We start from the raw sequence: 19,232 nt of genomic DNA, 5'->3' as shown, positions 1-19,232 counted from the left end.
GGCCTCCTTCTGAGGGGGGTTATGTGGGGCGCTAGGCCCCGGGAATTTAAGGACGGTGCTCATGCTGCCTCCACCTGCGCATCTGCGCACATCTCAGGCAGGTTGGCGCGCACCAGAGCTGCAGCCAGTGGCGGACACACTGCATTCCCGCAGCGGGCGACCTGCGCAGTTTTGGTGAACTTCTTGCCGGTGGCGTCGTGGTCGAACACGTAGTCGGCCGGGAACCCCTGCGCAGCGAACAGCTCATGGGGCTCGAGCATGCGCATCCCGATATCGACGATCTGGTAATCCTCGCCGCGCACGGTGACCAGACCGAAGCGGTCCCGGGTGGTCACGGTATGCAGTGGCTCAGAGCATGGGATGGTTGAGTCGGTGCCGTAGTACTTGAGCAGGAAGGCCCGCACTTCGCCGATATGCAGCCCGCCGGCTGTGACGGTTGGCATGGGCTCTGTTACAGGCTGGCCGTGCTGGCAGGTACCACGCAGTTTCACCAGGTGGCTGGTGACCAGCGCATTGTGGTCAACGGTAGTCACGGTCGGCAACGGCTGGGTCAGCTCTGCCCCCACGACGCCGGTGTAATGCTTGGCCAGGAAGGCTGTCACCAGCTGGCTCTTGTCGGCCTTGGCCATCACTGTGCCCAGCGGGTCTTCCACTGACTGGCCGACAGAGTTACCGAACTGGCGGGCGATGACCGGCGCCACCAGAGCGAAGTGCCCGCCCTTTACCTGGGCGCAGATGGTGCGCAGCGGCTCATCCGCCGGCATGTTGCGCTGCTGGCTGGCGTTGGCATGTTCAGTGATGAAGGGGGCAAGAGTTGAATCCCGGTCAACTGGCACAATGAACGGCTCGGCGGCATTGATGACGAACCGCTCCAGCCCTTTGGCAATCCTGCGCAGAGTATTCTCTGCCAGCGGCCGCTTGCGCTCGAAAATGGATGGGCACGGGATCGACCAGTCGATCACGTCAGCAGCGGTTGGCCACGGCAGCAGCTTCCCGGCGTTCACCTCAGCACTGGCGGGATCGCCATGGGTCGGCTTGGGCCACACGATGGGGGCGCCATCCCGGCGAGCAATCAGGAACAGGCGCTTGCGGATGGTCGGGGTGCCGTAGTCACAGGCCCGCAGCTCCCGCCACTCCACCTTGTAGCCCTGGCGGCGCAGGGCGTTGATGAAGCTGTTGAAGGTTCTGCCCTTCTTGGCCGGGTTCGGGCGAGCGTTGCCATCAGAGTCGATCAGCAGCGGGCCCCATGTCTGAAACTCCTCGACGTTCTCCAGCATGATCACCCGGGGGCGAACAGTCGCAGCCCAGCGCAGGGTGACCCACGCCAGCCCCCGGATCTTCTTGCTGACCGGGGTCGAGCCCTTGGCCTTGGAGAAGTGCTTGCAGTCGGGAGACAGCCATACCAGCCCGACAGGGCGGCCAGCTACCACATCGCGCGGCACGATATCCCACACCGACTCGCAATAGTGCTCCGTGCCTGGATGATTGACCGTGTGCATGGAGATCGCGTCGGGGTCGTGGTTGATGGCGATCTCCGGGCTGCGGCCCAGCGCCATCTCGATCCCCGTGCTAGCCCCACCGCCGCCGGCGAAGTTGTCCACCACGATCTCGTCGAACAGGTTCAAGGTATTGCGGCAGATTGAGGAGATCGGTGATTTACGCATGGATCACCTCCTGCTCGGTGTAGGGGCAAGCCGGGCACTCAAAGGCGTGATCGTCGGTACCGGAACGCAGCTCACTGCCGCACAGCGGGCAGTGGTTGAGATCGTGCGGCAAGAGGTGGCCCCCATGGGCCATGGTTGAATTGGTCATTTCTTGGGTCCTGTTTAAAAAAGCCCGGTGGTAAGGCGGGCCTGGGGAAATTAGGCGCTAGGCTGCGCCTCGGCACGCTCAACAGTGCGGGCCTCGAGTTCGCGAGCAAGGCGAACGGCTTGGCGATCGGTGCCAGCGGCATGTGCGGTCGAAATCAGCGGCTCATCGAGGGCCAGGGCCAGCTCATGCATGACGGCCTTCAAAACGATGTTGTCGCGATCGCTGACGTACTGGGATGCCGGTCGCGGCGGTCTGGCTAGGGTGTTCATTGGTTACCTCCCGAGAACGAAATTGATGAGTTTTTGCAGTGGGCGGAGTGGGCGCTCTTCGTTGTATGCGGCCTCATCCTCCTGGGTGAACTGCAGCAGGCCCCGCTCGGGCAGGCCGGATCCCTCAAGGATTTCTTCGACGGTCACGGGTGGGAACCCTTGTTCAACCAGGCTCCGGTTGGCTCGTTTTACGGCTCTCGCCAGGATCTGCGGCTCATGCTGAGATATTGCCTTGAGCAAGATGAGCAGCGAGGTGCGGGCGAATGCAGTTTCGGTCATGTTCATTTCGGCGCCGACTTCCTTCCATACCTGGCGCTGCGCGGGGTTTCCGCGAACGCGAAGTGGAGAAATGGTGCTCAGATTTTCATGGTCTGGCTGGGCAATTCTTCCCATTGGGGTGGTCCTCTGTTGGTACTGAACCAGGCCGGTGGTCAGGCGGCCTGTTGGGTTTCAGGTTGATCGGGGCGGTAATCCTCAAGACAGAAGTCAAGACGACCACCGGAAGCGAAATGAATGCGCGTGGCATACTTGGCCGGGATTACCTCCGGCCACTCAGATACGGTGCTTTTGGTAACGCCCAAGGCGCGAGCCATTGCGTTACTTCCGCCAAAAAACTGGATGGCTTGATGTTTCTTCATTGGTCTGGGTCCTGTTATGGGTACTGACAATACAGAGCTCATTTTGGTTCGCTTTTCCGAACAAGTCAACCATCGGCATCGCGCACAAGAAATAGGACAGAATAGGGAAGTGTTTTTTTATTCGAACGAGAGCGACATGACCTCTTTCAGAGATCGACTGAAATACATGCTCAATGAGCGCGGCTGGAAGCAGGCCGATCTGGTGCGCAAGTCAGGTGTAAGCAAGGCGGTCATATCCGTTTTGTTTTCTGACCCGCTCAAGGATCTGCGCGTCAGTAGCCTGCTCTCTATCGCCAAGGCTCTCGGCTGTGACCCGCTATGGCTCTATACCGGCAAAGAGAGCGGCACCTATGTAGCAGATACGCACCTCGGCAAAGTAGCGGTATGGGAAATGTCAGACCTCACCGAGCACCCAACCGATGCCCTGCACACCCTTGATGGGCGCGACACCATATACAGTGATTACGATGGGCAGCTAATCGGAATCATTGCTAACGATGACAACCTCGCGGGCTCCGGCATCAAGAGCGGCGACATCTGTGTTATCGACCTGGCAGATCGCACTCCCCGCCACAACGACGTGGTGCTGGCAAGGATAGTCAGTAGCCAACAAGATAGACTGCTCAAGGCGCTTGATGGCCTGTCTGGCATAACCCTGGTGACTGACGACCAGCGCCTGGGTGTGGTGCCCATCAAGGACGCGATTGTCTTCGGCCGCATGGTTGAACTGCGCCGGAACACAAAAGAGTAAAAGCATGCACCTCAATTAAGCCCGCATCGCGCGGGCTTTTTTGTGCCCGCTCTTTGGCGGAACAGCACCCTGTCAAAAAATAGTTCGCAAAGCCGAACATTTTCTATTGACGCAAGTGTTCGGCAATATTAACCTTTGCCTTGTTCGGTAAAGCAATCGAACAGACCAAGACCGATAGCAGCAAGGGGCAGCGTGGAAGGCGGCCAATCGTGGTGAAGGTCTTGGGGTGGTGGCAGTGAACAATGAGGCGGCAACTGCCATCGATCCCGCCTAGTTCGTAGCAACACGCGCAGCGTGTTTATCCGAACCGAGCTTGCTGGAAGGTGAGCGTACAACGAACCGACCGGGCTACAGCCTTTAACTGGATGCTAGCGGTCGCCGGATCAGGTAACCGGCAACATCGGAGATTAGGCAAGCGGTATGCCACCTCATTTGGGATGAGGGCTTCACAGGTTCGAACCCTGTATCTCCGACCAAGTTATGACACCAGGCAACAGGACCCGGCCCCTCACCAGGGCAGCAGTGAGAAGCGCCTGACCAGCGCGTAAGAACGACAAAGCCCGCACAGGGCGGGCTTTGAAGGACTGGGGTACCACCCCCAATCGGAAGTCGCCAGGGGACCAACCCCGGCAAACAGGACCCAGCATGACGAATCAAGTGGGTATTAGCGAGGACCAACTCGCCAACAGGAGTGAATGTACCATGACCAAGCGCATTTTTTCCAGAGCCGCGAAACGAGCTGACCAGATCGTTGCCGCCATCGCCGACCGCCTGAACGGCAACGCCGCACGACGCCGGGCCATCAAGCAGCGACTGCATATCGCCATGCTGGCCACCGAGCAGCATCACATCGTCGCCGCCCGCGCCGCCCAGCGCCGCACTACCGGCTTCACCAAGCACAGCGCCCTCCTCCACTGGCGCGCCGAGTTCCACCGCAACGCCGTCTGACCCGGGTCTGGCGCTTCCCTCATAGCGCCGTAGCCAAAGCCTCTTTCTCAAGCACCGCAAGGATGCTTTGGCTTCGCTCACGCCAAATTCGGCTGAGCTCGCTCTTTAACAGTCTGGAACCGGCTCACAACCACGAATCCCAATGCCGGTAGGGATGCGCCGATAACCCGTCAATTCGGAAAGCGGTGCGTGAAAGTGAAAGGTGGCCACTGGCAACAGTGGCCAGCCTGGAGCCCCTTGCATCAGGGGGTTGCAGGCTGACAGTCGCCCCAAACAGATCCATAATAGCCCCTTCGAAACAAGGAGGGGATATGAATCAAGTAGGGGGTTGGATCGGGGCTGTGTTGCTTGGGTTGTCATTGCTGGTGATGCCAATGGCACACGCAGAGTCTGACAATACTGACATAGCCAAGATTATGAAGCAGGCTGAGGCTGGCAACAGGGACGACCAATATCGCCTTGGGTTTAGCTATGACATTGGTGACGGCGTACCTCAGGATAGCAAGCAGGCGGTGTTGTGGTACCAGAAAGCAGCAGAGCAAGATCATGCAACTTCACAGTTCTTTTTAGGTGGCATGTATGAAGATGGCAGAGGAGTGCCACAGAATAGCAAAAAAGCCTTGTTCTGGTTTAAAAAAGCAGCCGACCTTGGTTTGATTGCCGCGCAAAACCAGCTTGGTTGGATGTACGCCAGTGGTACGACTGTGGAGCAGGATAAAAAACTGGCGTTCTACTGGTACAGCAAAGCAGCCCAGCAAGGCTTTCCTTCAGCGCAATACAACATTGGCGTAATGTACGATCAAGGCCAAGGTATAAAACAGAATTTTAGCAAGGCATTGTTATGGTACAGCAAGGCTGCCGAACAAGGCATTTCCGAGGCTCAGTACAATCTTGGGGTGATGCACCATCAAGGGCGAGGCGTGCGGCAAGACTTCAAAAAGGCTGTCTCTTGGTATCGAAAAGCCGCAGAGCAAGGTTTACCAGATGCACAATACAACTTAGGTGCAGGATATGCGCGAGGTGAAGGGGTACCGCAGGATTATGTGAAGTCATACGCTTGGTATTCTGTTGCTGCAGCAAATGGCGAGCGGAGCTCCCACGATGCGCGTGATAATGCCGCGAAGCGACTTACCCCAGATCAACTAGCCAAAGGCCAAGAACTGGCCGCCAGCTACTTCGAGAAATACCAGCCCAAGTAGTCACCACTTAGACCATCCGACCAAGCCCAGCAAATGCTGGGCTTTTTCGTTTTCACCACCACAGGACCCAGACCATGAAGCAACTGACCGAAGCCCAGCTGATGGGATTTCGCGGCTCTATGCCGCCCCGCACCCAACACCGCTACAGCGTGACCGTCGAACCCAGCGCAGCAGAGCGCCGGCTTGCCCACCAACGCACCGCTGCCCGCCGCGCCATTGAGGAGTATCACGAAGCGCGCGCCCTGCGGCTTGAAATGGAGATGTAGCCATGACCAACGAAACAGCTCTTCTAGCCCTGCTGGAGAGCCAGGAGGCCGAGGTCAACGCCAAGGCTGAGTGGGTTGCACAGTGGGTTGAGAGCAACCTCCCGCGGCTGCTGGCCGGCCAGCTCGATACCGACGCTGCCACCCTGCTCGCCGAGGTGGACGCCGAGCGAGCCACCCAACTCAACCAGGCCATCTACCTGCTGATGGTGTCCGGTGACAAGGTGCCGCTCACCCTGCAGATCCAGCAGGTGCTGGACGCCGGGCTGAGAACCCTCGCCCAACAGGCATGGAATGATCACGTTGCCCAGCTGCACGACGCCATGAGCGACGAGCAGTGGGAGCAGTACCAATTCAACCACCAGAGGACCGCCGCATGAACGCCCCCGCCAACACCCTGACAATGCGCCAGCAACACCAAGCCTACTGCGAGAAACTGCTGGCAGCTATCGACCAAACAGCCCTGAGTCCAGACGAACTGTGGCACTTGCGCCGCCGGCTCGGCATCGGAGGATCCGAGATTGGAACCATCCTTGGCCTGAACAAGTATCAAACTCCGTTCGACCTGTGGCTGGTCAAGACCGGCCGCAAGACACCGGATGACCTGTCCGACAAGCCCGCCATCCACTGGGGTCACAAACTGGAAGCGGTGGTTGCCGACGAATACGCCGAGCGTACCGGGCAACTGGTGACGGTCGATGTCACCCACTACCAGGCAGAGGTGGCACCATGGATGGTCGGCAACGTTGACAGGATGGTCGGAGAGCACAAGGTGTTGGAGTGCAAAACGGCCAGCGGATTTGCCGCCAAGAAAGCAGGTTTCGGTCCCGGCAACGTCTACGACGAGCGCGGTAACCTCATCACCGCGTGCGATGAAGTGCCAGAGAGCTATCTGCTCCAGTGCCAGCACTACATGCTGGTGACCGGGCGGCAAGAGTCAGACCTTGCCGTACTCATTGATGGGCGCGACTACCGGATTTACACCATTCCGCGCAATGAGGATCTGATCGCCGCAATGGTTGAAGCAGCAACCAACTTCTGGTTCGACTGCGTGATCGCCGACCTTCCGCCGGAGGGGGCTGCTCAGCTCGAGGTAGTGGAGCAAGATGCCGCTGCGGAAGTGGTTGAGGCTGACAGCAAGGTGATGTCGCTCATCATCGAGCGCAAGGAGCTCAGCGAAGCAATCACCGAGCTGGAAAGCCAGAAGAAGGAGGTGGACGGCCAGATCCAGGGCTTTATGGGTTCGGCACAGGTGCTCAGTCGCAACGGCGCCACCATGGCCACTTGGAAGCCGGTCACCACCAATCGCTTTGACTCCACAGCCTTCAAAAAGGCAGACCCGGCAACTTATGCCGCATACACCAAGTCATCCACTTCCCGCACGTTCCGAGTCAATTAAGGGGTAACCATGAATAACATTGCCACCATCACTCAAAACAAGGGCGGCTTCCTCATGGAGCCACAGAACCTGCAAGAGGCCATGCAGCTGGCAGATATGCTGGCTAACTCCAACCTTGTGCCAAAGCCCTATCAGGGGAAAGCTGGGGATGTGCTGGTTGCCTGCCAGTGGGGCTCTGAAATTGGCCTGAAGCCTCTGCAAGCCCTGCAAAACATCGCCGTCATCAACAACGTGCCAGCGGTATGGGGTGACGCTCTAGTCGCCCTGGTGCGCGGCTCCGGCCTGTGCGAATACATCAAGCAGGACTGGGATGCGGCCACCAAAACCGCCATCTGCAGTGTCAAACGCCGTGGCGAACCGGAAGAGACTCGCACATTCTCGGAAGAGGACGCCCGCCTTGCTGGCCATCTCAACAAGGACACCTACAAAAAGAACCTGCAACGGATGCTCTCCATTCGCGCTCGCGCCTTTGCACTGCGCGATGTGTTTGCCGACGTACTCAAGGGCCTCAAGGTGGCCGAAGAGGTAGAGGACTACCCAGTCGAGAAAGACATCACCCCAGCAACTGCCAACGTTCAACAGGCAAAGCCTGTAAGCCGCACCAGCGCGGTGCTGGATCGCATCAAGTCAGCTCGCCAGCCTGCCACCACCGAGCAGCAGGAGACATCGACCGCCATCGACACTGAGCCGCAATCCGCTCAGGTAGACCACGCCAGCGCCTACGCCGACCACTGCGCCGCCATCGAGGGGGCATGTGATACCACCGAATGGCAACAGGCCTACACCACCGCCTGGGCCTGGGCCAACGAAACCGGCGACCAGAACATCATTGCCGGTATCAAGCAGATCGCCGGCGAGCGCAAGAAGCAACTCAGTGCCGGGAACGGCGCCCAGCAATAACTCATCAGGCCCGCACTAAGCGGGCCTCTTCACATCCAAGGACCCGCCATGACCGAACAAGCCAAAACAGAGACAACCCAGGCCCAACTGGTTGTCATCGAACCCACCTCCGCCGTCGCCCTGTTCACCGAGGGCCAGGGTGTCGCTGAACTCCTGGCCGACATCCGCCAGAAGGCAACCAGCCTGGTGCCCGACATCACCACCGTCAAGGGCCGCAAGGAGATCGCCAGCGTCGCCCACGCTGTTGCCCGTACCAAGACTTACCTGGACGGGCTCGGCAAGGAGCAAACGGACAAGTACAAGGAGATCCCCAAGCGCATCGACGCCAACCGCAAGGTGCTGCGCGACACCCTGGACGCCCTGAAAGACGAGGTGCGCGCCCCGCTCACCCAGTACGAAGAGGCAGAAGAATCTCGGGTTGCATCACTGCAAGGCCGCCTCGCCCGCTTTAATGAACTTGGTTCCAATGCCAGTATCGAGATTACTGCGGCTGACCTGCAGTTTTTGCTGGCTGAAGTCGATCAGACCGCGCTGGACGATAGCTGGCAAGAGCTGCTGCCCCAGGCGACCGTCGCCAAGGAGCTCGCAACCAAGCGCCTCGGTGAGGCCCTGGCAGCCCGCCAGAAGTACGAAGCCGAGCAGGCAGAGCTGGAGCAGCTGCGCCAGAAGCAGGCCGAACAGGATCGCATCGATCGCGAGCGCCTGATAGCCGAGCAGGCGGCGGAGCAAGCCCGCCAAGAGGAAGAGGATCGCCAGCGCCTGGAGCGTGAAGCGGCCCAGCACCGTGAGCTGGAGGCGCAGCGCCAAGCCCAGGCGGCCCGCGAGCGTGAAGAGCAAGCCCGGCGCGATGCCGAAGCCGCCGAGCTGGCCCGCCAGCAGGCCGAAGCAAACGCCGCGCGCCAGGCAGCGGAGGCTGCAACCCGCGCCGCCGAGCAAGAGCGCCAGCGCATCGAGCACGAACAGCGCCTGAAGGCCGAAGAAGATGCCAATCGAGCCGCCGACCGCGCACATCGAGGTCGTATCAACAGCGCCATCCTGATGGACCTGATGGGCCTGGGGATTGAGGAGGAAAAAGCCATCAACCTCATCAAGCACATCGCCAGCAACAAGATCGACCACCTGACCATCAACTACTGATCACCCGCCCCGCCACCAACGGGGCTTTCGCTTTCCAAACAGGACCCCGAGTCATGACCACCGAACTGAACCCCAGCGAGGCAACCAGCCTTGCCCTGAACACCCTCACCAGCCAGATCCGCAACATCCTGCTGATGCCGGACGGCCCGGCCAAGGCCGCCATCGGCAGCTTTGAAACCCTGCTCACAGCCAACCTGACCATGATCAGCGAGGCCGCCAACGCCCACATCGACGAGTTCAACACCCTGATCGGCGAGCTGGAAGGCCGGGATGGCGAGCTGAATGCCCAGGTCTCCCTGGTCAGCGAGCTGCGCCAGCAGGTTGCCGAAGCCGAGCAGCGCATCGCAGCAGCACGGCAAGAAGGTGCCGCCGAGCTGGAGACCATGGCCGACGAGCTCTACAAGGCCCAGCGCGCCCTGAACGATGTTCAGACCAAGTACAGCGCACTGCAGTACACCTCCCGCCAGCTAGAACGCCAGTTGAGCGACCTCAACGCCATGGATCCTGCCGGCATGAAACGTCGCATCAAGGAGAAGAACGAGCTGCTGGAGGAGCAGCGCACTGCGATCGCCAAGCACAAGAGCAACGAGGCCGCCTACCGTGCGGAAGTGTTAAAGCTGGAGCGCCGTATCAGTGAGCTGCTGAGCGCCATCAACGAGCAGGATCGCGAGCTGGAGCGCCGCCACACCGTCATCATGGAGCTGGAGAGCGCCCGCGCGGCCAAGCTGGTCTGGCACAAACACCTCGGCAACACCTACAAGGGTGAGGATGGCACGCTCTGGAACGTCTACCTGGTGGATCATGGCCTGAAATCCAACCTCCCTTACCTCATCAACGACCTCAACTGGAAGCTGCACGCCATGAAATCCGATGGCTCCGGCTGCTCGGTCATGCTGAGCCAGTGGATGAACCCCATTTACCCGACTCCCTATGGAGCCGGGGCCCCGGACGAAATGACCCGGGACATCTTCGCCTTCATGCAGGAGGCCCTGGAGCAGAGTCACCCCCACCTGCAGCCCCGCACCGAATGGGCAAAGACGGTCAGCATCCATGAATGCGGCCTGCCGCCGCGCACCATCAAGCCGCTGGAGGAGGCCGGGATCGACACCCTCTACAAGGTGATGAGCCACCAGGGGAACAAGCTGGACAAGGTGAAGGGGATCGGCGAGAAGCTGGTCGGCCAGATCGTCTACGCCTGCGAGCTCAAGGTGAAGCTGTGGGAGGAACAGTTTGCAGCCGGCCAGCACGCTGAGCAGCACAAGGAGGCGGCATGAGCACCCAGCAAGCGAAAAATGATTTTCTGCGCGACACCTCTGAACACACCATGAAGGTGCATCGTGATGATGGCCTTTACCGTCACCTTGAGTTTTCTAACCGTGGCAGTTCTGTCTACCGCTTCGACCTGGTTACATGGCCTGGCCACCTCACGGTCTGCGGCGACATGGGGACATGGGCATTCAGCCGAACCGCCGACATGTTCAAGTTCTTCGGTGGCAACTTCGAGAAGGGCGTCAATCCGCGGTACTGGGGCGAAAAACTCCAGATGGGAGCTTCTGGCCGCCGCGATGAAATCTGCATGGAGTTTGACGAGGAATCGTTCAAGTCAGGGCTTCGCGAGCTCCTTGCCGAGTATCAGGAAGAACCCGACGACGCGTCCGACTTTGCCATCGCCATCAACGAGATTTTAGAAGGTGACTACAGCCACGAGCACCAAGCGTGCCAAGCCATTTATGATTCAGACCTCCCCGACCCGTATGAGCTGATGGAGGGGCTGACGATGAAACGATACAGCCACCACTACCTGTGGATCCTGCACGCTATCGTCTGGGGAATTCAGCAGTACAACACCAGTAAGGAGGCCGTCAATGGCAATCCTGATTGATAGCGGCACCGCGGCCAGCGACAAGAACTTCTGGGCCACCACCTGGGAGTGCTTTGCCGATGCGCAGGCGCTCTACGGACGCAACTTCGAGTGCGATATCGCCGCCGAGCCGCTCACTGCCAAGTGCAGCCACTACTTCACCAGCCACCTGCTGCTGGAAAAGCTGCTGGACTACCGCACCCGTGATGATGTTCGCGCCCAGATACGCGAGGCGGAGCAGGCAGGCACCATCTGCATGGGCATCGACAGCCTCAACCTTGACTGGCCAGAGCACTGGTGGTGCAACCCGCCGTTCGATCTGAAACCCGAGTTCATCACTCAGGCCCGCCAGCAGCAAGCCAATGGCAGGCCAGGGATGATGCTGCTGCCATACGAACCGCTGACGACGTGGTGGCGCCGCTTACTGGCCGAAGATGTGATCATCTACGAGCCGGATGGCCGCTACCAGTTCTACGAGCGCGATGGCGTGACCAGAAAGAACGGGGCGAACTTCGGTTGCGCTCTGATTGCATTCCCCACGATGAAGGTGGGCGCATCCCCTCGCATCCCCTTTATTCGCGGCATTGGCGTCAGAAAGGCGGCCTGATACCCACCAGTTACTAACCGCCTCCATCACAGATTCTGTTGATAAGTCGAGGAACCCCATGAAAGCCACTGAAAACCCCTACTGCGGCGCAGTAGTCATCGGGTTGGGCGTCGTCATGCCCCACCCCAAGCTGCACGGGAAGTTCGTTCTTCCTGGCGGCATCACCTGCGACCGGCAAACCGCCGAAGAAGCTGCTCGAAAACTTCACGACCTGCAGGCGAAGAAAGCCCGCAACTAACCTACCAACACAGGACCCAGACCATGAACCATTCCGTTATCAAATCTGCCAGCATTTACAGCGCCAAGCTCCCGACCATTGCCGCAATGCGTGATCACCTGGCCGAGCTCGCCTTTACCCCGCTCACTGAAAACCAGCTCAGCTGCGCCGGGTTCGAGAACAATCAGGTGACCGGCGAGCTGGTTACCAACCTCCCAGGCGTCGGCTACGCATTCGTCGCGCGCCAGGACACCAAGCTCATTCCGACCAAGATCGTCAACCGCAAGCTCAAAGAGCGCGTTGATGCGCTGATCAGCTCCGGTCTGCGGGAGAAGGTTACTCGCAAAGAGAAACTGGCCATGAAGGACCAATTGATTGTTGAGATGGCCGCCACAGCTGAATATGAAACCACGCTCATCCACGCCCTGTACGACCAGAGCAACGAGTTGCTGTACCTCAACACCACCACCAAGCGCCCGCTCAAGGTGGTCATGCACCTGCTGGTGAAGTGCATGGGCTCCCTCAAGACCCAGACCATCCACATCGACGACATCAAGATGGGGATCAGCAACCGCCTGAAAGACTACCTGACCGATAGTGCAGAGCGCCCGGAAGCGCTCGGCCCCTTCTCCCCGCTCCAGTTCGTCAAACTCAAGTCTGCCGACACCGCGCAAGAGATGGTGACCTTCAAGGGCATGGATCTCAACGGCGATCGCGCCTCTGACGTGGTTTCTCTGCTGGAGGCGGGTTATCAGGTGGAGGAGCTGGAGCTGTGGCACGAGCCCATCAGCTTCAAACTGAACAGCGATTTCAGCCTGCGCGCCATCTCCATGCCGGATTACGACTCCGACGATGACGCCGATGACTACGCCCACCACTGGCGCCAGTGCAACGCGGCCAACCTCATCCTGCTGTCAAAGGCCATCACTGACCTCTGCACCATGATGGACTACCAGGCCCCGGCAGAGGAGCAGGCAGCATGAACCAACAGCTTATTTCACCTGCCGAGGTGAAGCGGGATGGATCGGGGTTCTGGATCCACCCTGATTTCCCTGACTTCGGCGAAACGCTTGGTAGCCAATACACCGAATGGCTTGATAAGCAGGGGCTCGAGGCAATGTTCGTCTCTATGGAAGATGACCTGCCTGAGCACATGATCGAGCGATGGGATGCCGATGGCGACTACATAGACCTTGTTGCCGAGTGGAATCCAACCACACCAGCAGGAGCTGACTGGTTCCTGCTTGGCATCTGGGATACCGAAGATGGCGCTGTGGCGCTATTCGCCCGCCGCAACGAGGAGGTTGCAGCATGACCGAACACACCAGGGGCCTTCTGGCCCTTTTTCGTAACGGCAAGTCGGTCGGCTCTGCCGATGGCACCGGCGTCTGCGAAGTCTGGCCGCGGGATGAGAACGGCTTTCCAGACAGCGAAGGCAAGGCCAACGCCCGCCGCATTGTCGCCTGCTGGAACCTGCTGGACGGCTACGACACCGAGGAACTGGAGGGCGTGACGCTGAGCGAGTTCGTGGCCAGCCACGCCGAGCTGGCAGAGAAGGCCCTTATCGCAGCCTACGCCAGCATCTTCGCCAAGCGCGGAGCCACCAACTTTCTGGAAGTGAAGGGGACTAGGCCTGAGCTCGGCCCCTTCACCATCACCCTGCAACGCGCAGAAGGGCTAACACCGGTTGAGAAGCTGGACGCTATGACCAAGCAGCGGGATGTGCTGCTTGAGGCGCTGAATGGGGTGTTGGGCGTGATGAACAACAGCCAGGGCGTGGCAGGCTGGCACAAGAACGGCACCATCGCCACCTGGGACGAGCTGCTGCCGGAAGTGGCCGCCGCCCTCGAATTTGTGGAAGGAGAGCAATCGTGAAGCGATTCAACTGCACGCTGGCCGACAAGCGTGGCGAGTTTGGAGAGTGCATGGAGGCCCACAACACTGGGCGCTATGTGCTGTTTTCTGATGTGGAGAAACTGCAGCGACGCATGCAGGAGATGCTGGATAAGAGCAACAGCACCGGCGTGGCAATAGAACGCGCCATCTCCAGCGGCTCTGTGCTGGCCGACCACCCGCTCAAGTCGCGGCTGGAGCTGCTGGCAAGCGACCACAAGCGTGAGCAGGCCCTGGCTGATGGCATGGTGGCGATGGCTGACCGCTGTAAGTCGCTGGCCGACCTGTTGCTAGAGGTAACCCAAATAGTGCCGGCGATAGGGGTGGCAATCGACGATCTGCCGGCTGTTGATGCCTTCCTTGAGCGCATAGAGGATGCAGTGAGTGGGGAAAATTCGCATCAAACAGGCATAACCCTGAGCGCGGCGGATCTCGTAGAACTGGCTGATTTCTGCAGCCCAGACAGAGATACGGACCCCGAACAGCTGGAGACGGAAATTGTTCTGTTCTATCGTCGCGCCTTCAAGTCAACCGATGGAGATGACATGCCGGCGGGCGTGTATGTGCATCTTGCGGACTACCAAGAAGAGGGGTTGTTTGGCCCAGTAGGTGGGCGGCGGCTTGTCGGTGAGCGACCAGACCGCCCAGACAATGAATGGACTGATGCCACCACATCACCGGTCACCGCCGACTACCGCGAACTGCAGGAGCAACACGACCAGTTGCAGAGCACACACAAGGGGACGCTGGTTCTGCTGCAGGAAGCGCATGAAGTAATGCGCCGTGTTATCCCGTCATTGCCGCAAGACTGCGCCAAGCGTGGTGACCTGCTGGATCGCATCGAGGTGGCGCTGGCTGGCCAGGCAATAGGGCGCACCATCACCGAAGGCCAGGAGCTCGAGCTCACCACGGTGCTGCAATCCATCGCCAACGGGTTCAGTGACGACCCGGCGCACGATGCGGCAGCGCTGCTCAAGCGGATCGCCGGGGAGGTGCCGTGGACAGGAGACACCTTCCAGCTTCTGTCACGCCAAGCCGATCTGCCTTGCAACCGACCCCCATCTCTGACTGGACAGGTTTTTGCCGGGCTTAGTGCGGCCACCGCACTGTCAGGGCTCGATGCAAGCTCGGCTGCAGATGTAGCGCAGCTGATGCTGGAAGCAGCAGAAGCCAAAGGAGGTGAGCCGTGCGCTATCGAGAGCCCATCATTCAGCCCGGACTGACCCGCACCGAAGCCGAAGAGACCCGCGCCAGATATCTCCGCATCAACCCCGGCGCCCGGGTCACCATCGACAGCCAACCCGATAACCCCCAGCTCAAGACCCTGATAGCCCACCTCCCCGTCCTGCCCCTCAGGCAGGTGCTGGCGCCGGGCTTTATCGGGTACCGCGGCTGGCGAGCATAACCAGATCCCCGGCCTGCCCGGGGCTTCCAATTCAAGGACTCACCATGGCGAAAATCTACATAGCCGGGCCTATCTCAGGCCTGCCGAACTTCAACCGCGACGCCTTCAATGCCGAGGCGCACCGCCTGCTTGGCCTGGGCCATGTGGCCCTAAACCCGGCGATCCTGCCGGATGGGCTGGAGCAACACGAATACATGGCCATCTGCATCGAGATGGTCAAGATGGCAGATCAGCTGGTCATGCTGCCTGGCTGGGAGCGCAGCGCCGGCGCCAGAGCAGAGCACGCCCTGGCCATCAAGCTCGGCAAGGCCATAATCCTCCCCGTGCCGCACTTGGCTGACGAGGTGGCGGCATGACCAGACAGCGGGCCGCCGGGCTCGCCATCCTGGCGCTAAACACCCTGGCCGCACTGATGGTGCTGACCCTGCTGTAATCGCGGCCCTTCCTTCAATCCACCCGGCGCCCCATCCTCTGGGACAGGAGGGCCACGCCATGCAGCAACTTCAACTGACCATCGACCAGGACAGCCAGCTTCTCAACGAGCTGGTCAGCGCCGTGCGCTCCCCCACCCTTTCCCGATCGGCCAAGCTCGCCGAGATCGGCCGCATCCTGGCGCACTTCGACCTGCCTATCGAAGCGCCCCGGGTTGCCGGCCAGCTCTGGAGCGCCACCGAGCTGGGCAAGGAGCTGGGGGTCAGTGCCCAGGCCATTGGCCGGCTGGCCAACCAGCACCAACTCAAACGCCCGGCGTTCGGGGAGTACCGCCTTGACCAGGCGGTCAGCAGCAGGAAGCAGGTGGAATGCTTCCTCTACAACCGAGCGGGCCGGGATGAAATAACCAGACTAATGAGGACCAACAGATGCAGCAATTCGTCTACCCATGTGCCAGGTGGGTGAGGCCGAAGCTATTCGCCGAACTGACAGGCATGACAGAAAAAGCCGCCGAAGGACGGCGCTTGAAAGGAGAATGGCCGGAAGGGCGGGTATGGTGCCGAGCCCCGGACAACCAGATTCGTTACAACGTTGCGGAGTATGACAAGTGGGTCGAGTCAAGCATGATGATCTAGTGGCTGGAGTCACTGGATTGGAGGTTCATGGCAAAAAGCTGCGCATCACCTTCACCTATAAACGGGCACGCTGCCGGGAGGTCCTCGACCTCCCCATCACCAAGGCGAACGTGAAGTTTGCCACCAACAAGCTGGCAACCATCAAGCATGAGATTGCGATCGGCACCTTCAGCTACGCACATCATTTCCCTGACAGCCCTGCACTGACTCGATTTGGAGGAAGCCGGAGAAACGTCACCATTTGGGAGGCCTATCAGGATTTCTGGCGGCTGCACAAACCCATGCTGAAGCCTACCTCTCGTCATGGCTACCCGTTCGCCATTGAGGCGTGCATCAATGTCCTGGGTAAGGACCGACAGGTCTCAACGCTGATGCCCAAGGACATTGAGCTGATCCGCAATGAGTTGCACATCTCACTCAAACCCAACTCCATCGTCACCTACCTTGGGCGATTCAGGCAGTTGCTTCGCTGGTGCGAGAAGAACAACCTTCTTGCGGATGCAGCAAGACTCACGGGAGGAGTGAGGCCCGTCACCACCAGAAAAACCTCACCGGCAGACCCTTTCGAATTTGATGAATACACCCGGCTGCTGGAAGCCTGCTCCCACGAGCAGCAGCGAAACATGATCACCCTTGCTATCTATACTGGCCTTAGAACAGGCGAGCTGAGGGCTCTTGCTTGGGAGGACATCGACCTCGAAAAAGGGGTAATGGTCATCAGCAGGAACATCAGTAACGAATCGGACTATTTCAAACTGCCCAAGACCAACGAGCCCCGGGAGGTTGATCTGCAGCCGCCCGTGATCGCAGCTCTCAGATCACAGATGGCATTGTCGTTCATGCGTGCTGTGGTGTCGGTAGATGTGGACATGAATGGTCGTATCGAGCGCCAGAGCATCAGGCCGGTATTCACGCCTAAGGTGACGGGCCCCCATGTTCCACACGCCAAGGAGTTCTTCACCGCCGCCGGGGTGTCTCATGCCTGGAGCAACATCATGAGGAGAGCCGGGGTAAGATACCGGCGCTTCTATCAACTTAGGCATACGTTTGCTAGTTGGAACCTGACGTCGCATGGAAATCTCGCGTATATTGCAGCGCAAATGGGTCACGCTGACCTTGAAATGTTACAATCCGTCTACGGAAAGTGGATCGCCTCGGCGAGTAAATCAGAGGCGGTCAGGATCTGGGAGCAGATGCAATCAAAAGGCCTTTTTGCCCCAATGACGCCCCAAGAAAAAAAGATCCACGAGTAAGCGATTGATTTATTTGATTAAAAGTCAACACCCACAATTCCCGGCAAAGGAACTGGAACCCCCCATGAACAAATTGCTTATCAAGAATGCCACCCTGGTCAACGAAGGCCGCATCTATGCCTCCGACGTGCTGATCGAGGGGGAACGGATCGCCCGCATCGCCCCGGATATCCAGGCCCCCGATGCAGTGGTGATCGATGCCGCAGGCCGTCACCTCATCCCCGGAATGATCGATGATCAGGTCCACTTCCGGGAGCCAGGGCTGACCCACAAGGGGACCATCGCCAGTGAATCCCGGGCCGCCGTGGCCGGTGGCACCACCAGCTTCATGGAAATGCCCAACGTCAATCCCCAGACCACCACCCTCGATGCCCTCGAAGCCAAATACCAGATAGCCGCCAACTCCTCCGCCGCCAACTACAGCTTCTACCTCGGCGCCACCAACGACAACCTGGAAGAGATCAAGAAGCTCGATCCCAAACAGTCCTGCGGCATCAAGATCTTCATGGGTGCCTCCACCGGCAACATGCTGGTGGACAATCAGGAGACCCTGGCCGCCATCTTCCGCGAGAGCCCGGTGATGATCGTCACCCACTGCGAAGACACCCCCACCATCAAGGTGCTGGAAGACGAAGCCCGCGCCAAGTGGGGCGAAGATGTGCCGATGCGCGAGCACGGCCGCATCCGCAGCGCCGACGCCTGCTACAAATCCTCCAGCCTGGCGGTCTCCCTGGCCAAGCAGTACGGCGCCAAGCTGCACGTGCTGCACCTGACCACCGCCAAGGAGCTGTCGCTCTTCACCGCCACCCCGGACCTGAAGGATCTCAAGGACAAGAACATCACCGCCGAGGTGTGCGTTCACCATCTGTTCTTCAATGAGGCGGACTACGACACCCTGGGCAGCCAGATCAAGTGCAACCCGGCGGTGAAGAGTGCCGCCGACCAGCACGCCCTGCTGGATGCGGTGCGCAATGACGTGCTCGACATTATCGCCACCGACCACGCTCCCCACACCTGGGAAGAGAAGCAGAACAGCTACTTCAAGGCACCGTCCGGCGTGCCGCTGGTGCAGCACTCCCTGCTGGCCCTGCTGGAGCTCTACCACAACGGGGTATTCTCGCTGGAGACCATCGTCAAAAAAACCTCCCACGCGGTGGCCGAGCGCTTCCAGGTGCAGGATCGCGGCTACATCCGCGAGGGTTACTTCGCCGATCTGGTGCTGCTGGATCTGGGCAAGCCCTACGTGGTCAACGACAGCAACCTGCTCTATCTGTGCGGCTGGTCGCCCTTCAATGGCTACCGTTTCCACAGCACGGTGGAGATGACCCTGGTGAACGGCCAGATCGCCTGGCAAAACGGCCAGGTCACCAACGAGGTGCTGGGCAAGCGGCTCACCTTCACCCGCTGATCCCTCTTGTATGTGCGCTGTCACACTGCGCCACCACAGGCCGCCTACCCGGGCGACCTGTTTTTTTGCAGTCGCTCACGGCCCTGCAATGAGCGGTTTTTCGGCGATTGGCGGCACTTTAAGCGCAGATTGCTCGCAAAGCAGGCGAACGATCCCGGAGTGGAATTTCCGCTGTTGACAGGCAGGGCCCATCTCCATAAACTCA

General features: G+C 59.7%; 26 protein-coding genes and 1 tRNA gene. 22 read left to right on the top strand and 5 right to left on the bottom strand.

Annotated features, from left to right (window positions below; all coding sequences use genetic code 11):
* Nucleotides 1-59: 59 nt before the first annotated feature.
* Genes PG900_RS00585 through PG900_RS00565 form a run of 5 tightly spaced genes read right to left on the bottom strand, consistent with a single transcriptional unit; the run spans nucleotide 60 to nucleotide 2,719 of the window.
* Nucleotides 60-1,664: a DNA cytosine methyltransferase gene (locus PG900_RS00585; RefSeq protein ID WP_270830680.1), complete on the bottom strand. Its 1,605-nt coding sequence runs from the start codon at nucleotides 1,662-1,664 to the stop codon at nucleotides 60-62.
* Nucleotides 1,657-1,812 (bottom strand): hypothetical protein, encoded by a 156-nt coding sequence (locus tag PG900_RS00580; RefSeq protein WP_270830679.1) that lies wholly within the window; start codon nucleotides 1,810-1,812, stop codon nucleotides 1,657-1,659. The genes PG900_RS00585 and PG900_RS00580 overlap by 8 nt, the downstream gene beginning before the upstream one ends.
* A 50-nt stretch (nucleotides 1,813-1,862) precedes the next feature.
* A complete protein-coding gene (locus PG900_RS00575) occupies nucleotides 1,863-2,081 on the bottom strand; it encodes a hypothetical protein (protein WP_047234856.1) in 219 nt (72 codons plus the stop codon).
* A gap of 3 nt (nucleotides 2,082-2,084) precedes the next feature.
* Nucleotides 2,085-2,474: a hypothetical protein gene (locus PG900_RS00570; RefSeq protein ID WP_047234855.1), complete on the bottom strand. Its 390-nt coding sequence runs from the start codon at nucleotides 2,472-2,474 to the stop codon at nucleotides 2,085-2,087.
* A gap of 38 nt (nucleotides 2,475-2,512) precedes the next feature.
* On the bottom strand, nucleotides 2,513-2,719 hold the full coding sequence (locus PG900_RS00565; protein WP_047234854.1) for a Cro/CI family transcriptional regulator: 207 nt from the start codon (nucleotides 2,717-2,719) through the stop codon (nucleotides 2,513-2,515).
* 16 nt (nucleotides 2,720-2,735) lie between these two features.
* On the opposite strand from PG900_RS00565, the gene PG900_RS00560 reads away from it, so the two are divergent.
* The 22 genes from PG900_RS00560 to PG900_RS00455 all read left to right on the top strand — a co-directional run bounded on the left by PG900_RS00560 (nucleotide 2,736) and on the right by PG900_RS00455 (nucleotide 19,027).
* The gene (locus PG900_RS00560) at nucleotides 2,736-3,470 is read left to right on the top strand and encodes a helix-turn-helix domain-containing protein (RefSeq protein WP_270830678.1); all 735 of its coding nucleotides are present in this window, start codon (nucleotides 2,736-2,738) and stop codon (nucleotides 3,468-3,470) included.
* Between the two features lie 401 nt (nucleotides 3,471-3,871).
* Nucleotides 3,872-3,946, top strand: a tRNA-Pro gene (locus PG900_RS00555).
* Between the two features lie 226 nt (nucleotides 3,947-4,172).
* The gene (locus PG900_RS00550; protein WP_047234852.1) at nucleotides 4,173-4,418 is read left to right on the top strand and encodes a hypothetical protein; all 246 of its coding nucleotides are present in this window, start codon (nucleotides 4,173-4,175) and stop codon (nucleotides 4,416-4,418) included.
* Nucleotides 4,419-4,729: 311 nt separating this feature from the next.
* The gene (locus tag PG900_RS00545; protein WP_270830677.1) at nucleotides 4,730-5,617 is read left to right on the top strand and encodes a tetratricopeptide repeat protein; all 888 of its coding nucleotides are present in this window, start codon (nucleotides 4,730-4,732) and stop codon (nucleotides 5,615-5,617) included.
* A gap of 74 nt (nucleotides 5,618-5,691) precedes the next feature.
* Nucleotides 5,692-5,883 carry a hypothetical protein gene (locus tag PG900_RS00540; protein ID WP_270830676.1) on the top strand — a complete coding sequence of 64 codons (192 nt, stop codon included), beginning with the start codon at nucleotides 5,692-5,694 and terminating at the stop codon, nucleotides 5,881-5,883.
* A gap of 2 nt (nucleotides 5,884-5,885) precedes the next feature.
* Nucleotides 5,886-6,260 (top strand): hypothetical protein, encoded by a 375-nt coding sequence (locus PG900_RS00535; RefSeq protein WP_270830675.1) that lies wholly within the window; start codon nucleotides 5,886-5,888, stop codon nucleotides 6,258-6,260.
* Nucleotides 6,257-7,279, top strand: a complete 1,023-nt coding sequence (locus tag PG900_RS00530) for a YqaJ viral recombinase family nuclease (RefSeq protein WP_270830674.1) — start codon at nucleotides 6,257-6,259, stop codon at nucleotides 7,277-7,279. The genes PG900_RS00535 and PG900_RS00530 overlap by 4 nt, the downstream gene beginning before the upstream one ends.
* A 9-nt stretch (nucleotides 7,280-7,288) precedes the next feature.
* Nucleotides 7,289-8,179, top strand: a complete 891-nt coding sequence (locus PG900_RS00525; protein WP_270830673.1) for a hypothetical protein — start codon at nucleotides 7,289-7,291, stop codon at nucleotides 8,177-8,179.
* Nucleotides 8,180-8,227: 48 nt separating this feature from the next.
* Nucleotides 8,228-9,316 (top strand): hypothetical protein, encoded by a 1,089-nt coding sequence (locus PG900_RS00520; protein ID WP_270830672.1) that lies wholly within the window; start codon nucleotides 8,228-8,230, stop codon nucleotides 9,314-9,316.
* 53 nt (nucleotides 9,317-9,369) lie between these two features.
* The gene (locus PG900_RS00515) at nucleotides 9,370-10,590 is read left to right on the top strand and encodes a hypothetical protein (RefSeq protein WP_270830671.1); all 1,221 of its coding nucleotides are present in this window, start codon (nucleotides 9,370-9,372) and stop codon (nucleotides 10,588-10,590) included.
* Nucleotides 10,587-11,198 carry a hypothetical protein gene (locus tag PG900_RS00510; RefSeq protein ID WP_270830670.1) on the top strand — a complete coding sequence of 204 codons (612 nt, stop codon included), beginning with the start codon at nucleotides 10,587-10,589 and terminating at the stop codon, nucleotides 11,196-11,198. Before PG900_RS00515 ends, PG900_RS00510 begins: the two co-directional genes overlap by 4 nt.
* Complete coding sequence (locus tag PG900_RS00505; RefSeq protein ID WP_270830669.1) at nucleotides 11,182-11,784, top strand: DNA N-6-adenine-methyltransferase; 603 nt, start codon at nucleotides 11,182-11,184, stop codon at nucleotides 11,782-11,784. The genes PG900_RS00510 and PG900_RS00505 overlap by 17 nt, the downstream gene beginning before the upstream one ends.
* A gap of 58 nt (nucleotides 11,785-11,842) precedes the next feature.
* Complete coding sequence (locus tag PG900_RS00500) at nucleotides 11,843-12,022, top strand: hypothetical protein (RefSeq protein WP_135320238.1); 180 nt, start codon at nucleotides 11,843-11,845, stop codon at nucleotides 12,020-12,022.
* Between the two features lie 23 nt (nucleotides 12,023-12,045).
* Nucleotides 12,046-12,984: a recombination-associated protein RdgC gene (gene rdgC / locus PG900_RS00495; RefSeq protein ID WP_270830668.1), complete on the top strand. Its 939-nt coding sequence runs from the start codon at nucleotides 12,046-12,048 to the stop codon at nucleotides 12,982-12,984.
* Nucleotides 12,981-13,316 carry a hypothetical protein gene (locus PG900_RS00490; RefSeq protein WP_270830667.1) on the top strand — a complete coding sequence of 112 codons (336 nt, stop codon included), beginning with the start codon at nucleotides 12,981-12,983 and terminating at the stop codon, nucleotides 13,314-13,316. Before rdgC ends, PG900_RS00490 begins: the two co-directional genes overlap by 4 nt.
* Nucleotides 13,313-13,876 carry a hypothetical protein gene (locus PG900_RS00485; RefSeq protein ID WP_270830666.1) on the top strand — a complete coding sequence of 188 codons (564 nt, stop codon included), beginning with the start codon at nucleotides 13,313-13,315 and terminating at the stop codon, nucleotides 13,874-13,876. The genes PG900_RS00490 and PG900_RS00485 overlap by 4 nt, the downstream gene beginning before the upstream one ends.
* Nucleotides 13,873-15,117 (top strand): hypothetical protein, encoded by a 1,245-nt coding sequence (locus PG900_RS00480; RefSeq protein ID WP_270830665.1) that lies wholly within the window; start codon nucleotides 13,873-13,875, stop codon nucleotides 15,115-15,117. Before PG900_RS00485 ends, PG900_RS00480 begins: the two co-directional genes overlap by 4 nt.
* Entirely contained in the window at nucleotides 15,081-15,299 is a 219-nt protein-coding gene (locus tag PG900_RS00475) for a hypothetical protein (RefSeq protein WP_080698025.1), read from the top strand. Before PG900_RS00480 ends, PG900_RS00475 begins: the two co-directional genes overlap by 37 nt.
* Nucleotides 15,300-15,343: 44 nt before the next feature.
* On the top strand, nucleotides 15,344-15,655 hold the full coding sequence (locus PG900_RS00470) for a DUF4406 domain-containing protein (RefSeq protein ID WP_210538398.1): 312 nt from the start codon (nucleotides 15,344-15,346) through the stop codon (nucleotides 15,653-15,655).
* 136 nt (nucleotides 15,656-15,791) lie between these two features.
* On the top strand, nucleotides 15,792-16,196 hold the full coding sequence (locus tag PG900_RS00465) for a hypothetical protein (protein WP_043129276.1): 405 nt from the start codon (nucleotides 15,792-15,794) through the stop codon (nucleotides 16,194-16,196).
* A 169-nt stretch (nucleotides 16,197-16,365) separates the two neighbouring features.
* Nucleotides 16,366-17,619: a site-specific integrase gene (locus PG900_RS00460; protein WP_163136234.1), complete on the top strand. Its 1,254-nt coding sequence runs from the start codon at nucleotides 16,366-16,368 to the stop codon at nucleotides 17,617-17,619.
* Between the two features lie 64 nt (nucleotides 17,620-17,683).
* Nucleotides 17,684-19,027 carry a dihydroorotase gene (locus PG900_RS00455; protein ID WP_011706420.1) on the top strand — a complete coding sequence of 448 codons (1,344 nt, stop codon included), beginning with the start codon at nucleotides 17,684-17,686 and terminating at the stop codon, nucleotides 19,025-19,027.
* The last annotated feature ends 205 nt before the right edge of the window (nucleotides 19,028-19,232 follow it).

The sequence above is a fragment of the Aeromonas sp. QDB03 genome (assembly GCF_027707985.1).
In the GTDB taxonomy this organism is placed as follows: domain Bacteria; phylum Pseudomonadota; class Gammaproteobacteria; order Enterobacterales; family Aeromonadaceae; genus Aeromonas; species Aeromonas hydrophila.
This window is presented reverse-complemented; position numbering and strand designations above follow the sequence as displayed.

What these genes read in the sequence shown, in the direction of transcription:
- PG900_RS00585 (WP_270830680.1), bottom strand. Translation starts at nt 1,664, where the DNA reads ATGCGTAAATCACCGATCTCCTCAATCTGCCGCAATACCTTGAACCTG.
- PG900_RS00580 (WP_270830679.1), bottom strand. Translation starts at nt 1,812, where the DNA reads ATGACCAATTCAACCATGGCCCATGGGGGCCACCTCTTGCCGCACGAT.
- PG900_RS00575 (WP_047234856.1), bottom strand. Translation starts at nt 2,081, where the DNA reads ATGAACACCCTAGCCAGACCGCCGCGACCGGCATCCCAGTACGTCAGC.
- PG900_RS00570 (WP_047234855.1), bottom strand. Translation starts at nt 2,474, where the DNA reads ATGGGAAGAATTGCCCAGCCAGACCATGAAAATCTGAGCACCATTTCT.
- PG900_RS00565 (WP_047234854.1), bottom strand. Translation starts at nt 2,719, where the DNA reads ATGAAGAAACATCAAGCCATCCAGTTTTTTGGCGGAAGTAACGCAATG.
- PG900_RS00560 (WP_270830678.1), top strand. Translation starts at nt 2,736, where the DNA reads ATGGGTACTGACAATACAGAGCTCATTTTGGTTCGCTTTTCCGAACAA.
- PG900_RS00550 (WP_047234852.1), top strand. Translation starts at nt 4,173, where the DNA reads ATGACCAAGCGCATTTTTTCCAGAGCCGCGAAACGAGCTGACCAGATC.
- PG900_RS00545 (WP_270830677.1), top strand. Translation starts at nt 4,730, where the DNA reads ATGAATCAAGTAGGGGGTTGGATCGGGGCTGTGTTGCTTGGGTTGTCA.
- PG900_RS00540 (WP_270830676.1), top strand. Translation starts at nt 5,692, where the DNA reads ATGAAGCAACTGACCGAAGCCCAGCTGATGGGATTTCGCGGCTCTATG.
- PG900_RS00535 (WP_270830675.1), top strand. Translation starts at nt 5,886, where the DNA reads ATGACCAACGAAACAGCTCTTCTAGCCCTGCTGGAGAGCCAGGAGGCC.
- PG900_RS00530 (WP_270830674.1), top strand. Translation starts at nt 6,257, where the DNA reads ATGAACGCCCCCGCCAACACCCTGACAATGCGCCAGCAACACCAAGCC.
- PG900_RS00525 (WP_270830673.1), top strand. Translation starts at nt 7,289, where the DNA reads ATGAATAACATTGCCACCATCACTCAAAACAAGGGCGGCTTCCTCATG.
- PG900_RS00520 (WP_270830672.1), top strand. Translation starts at nt 8,228, where the DNA reads ATGACCGAACAAGCCAAAACAGAGACAACCCAGGCCCAACTGGTTGTC.
- PG900_RS00515 (WP_270830671.1), top strand. Translation starts at nt 9,370, where the DNA reads ATGACCACCGAACTGAACCCCAGCGAGGCAACCAGCCTTGCCCTGAAC.
- PG900_RS00510 (WP_270830670.1), top strand. Translation starts at nt 10,587, where the DNA reads ATGAGCACCCAGCAAGCGAAAAATGATTTTCTGCGCGACACCTCTGAA.
- PG900_RS00505 (WP_270830669.1), top strand. Translation starts at nt 11,182, where the DNA reads ATGGCAATCCTGATTGATAGCGGCACCGCGGCCAGCGACAAGAACTTC.
- PG900_RS00500 (WP_135320238.1), top strand. Translation starts at nt 11,843, where the DNA reads ATGAAAGCCACTGAAAACCCCTACTGCGGCGCAGTAGTCATCGGGTTG.
- rdgC (WP_270830668.1), top strand. Translation starts at nt 12,046, where the DNA reads ATGAACCATTCCGTTATCAAATCTGCCAGCATTTACAGCGCCAAGCTC.
- PG900_RS00490 (WP_270830667.1), top strand. Translation starts at nt 12,981, where the DNA reads ATGAACCAACAGCTTATTTCACCTGCCGAGGTGAAGCGGGATGGATCG.
- PG900_RS00485 (WP_270830666.1), top strand. Translation starts at nt 13,313, where the DNA reads ATGACCGAACACACCAGGGGCCTTCTGGCCCTTTTTCGTAACGGCAAG.
- PG900_RS00470 (WP_210538398.1), top strand. Translation starts at nt 15,344, where the DNA reads ATGGCGAAAATCTACATAGCCGGGCCTATCTCAGGCCTGCCGAACTTC.
- PG900_RS00465 (WP_043129276.1), top strand. Translation starts at nt 15,792, where the DNA reads ATGCAGCAACTTCAACTGACCATCGACCAGGACAGCCAGCTTCTCAAC.
- PG900_RS00455 (WP_011706420.1), top strand. Translation starts at nt 17,684, where the DNA reads ATGAACAAATTGCTTATCAAGAATGCCACCCTGGTCAACGAAGGCCGC.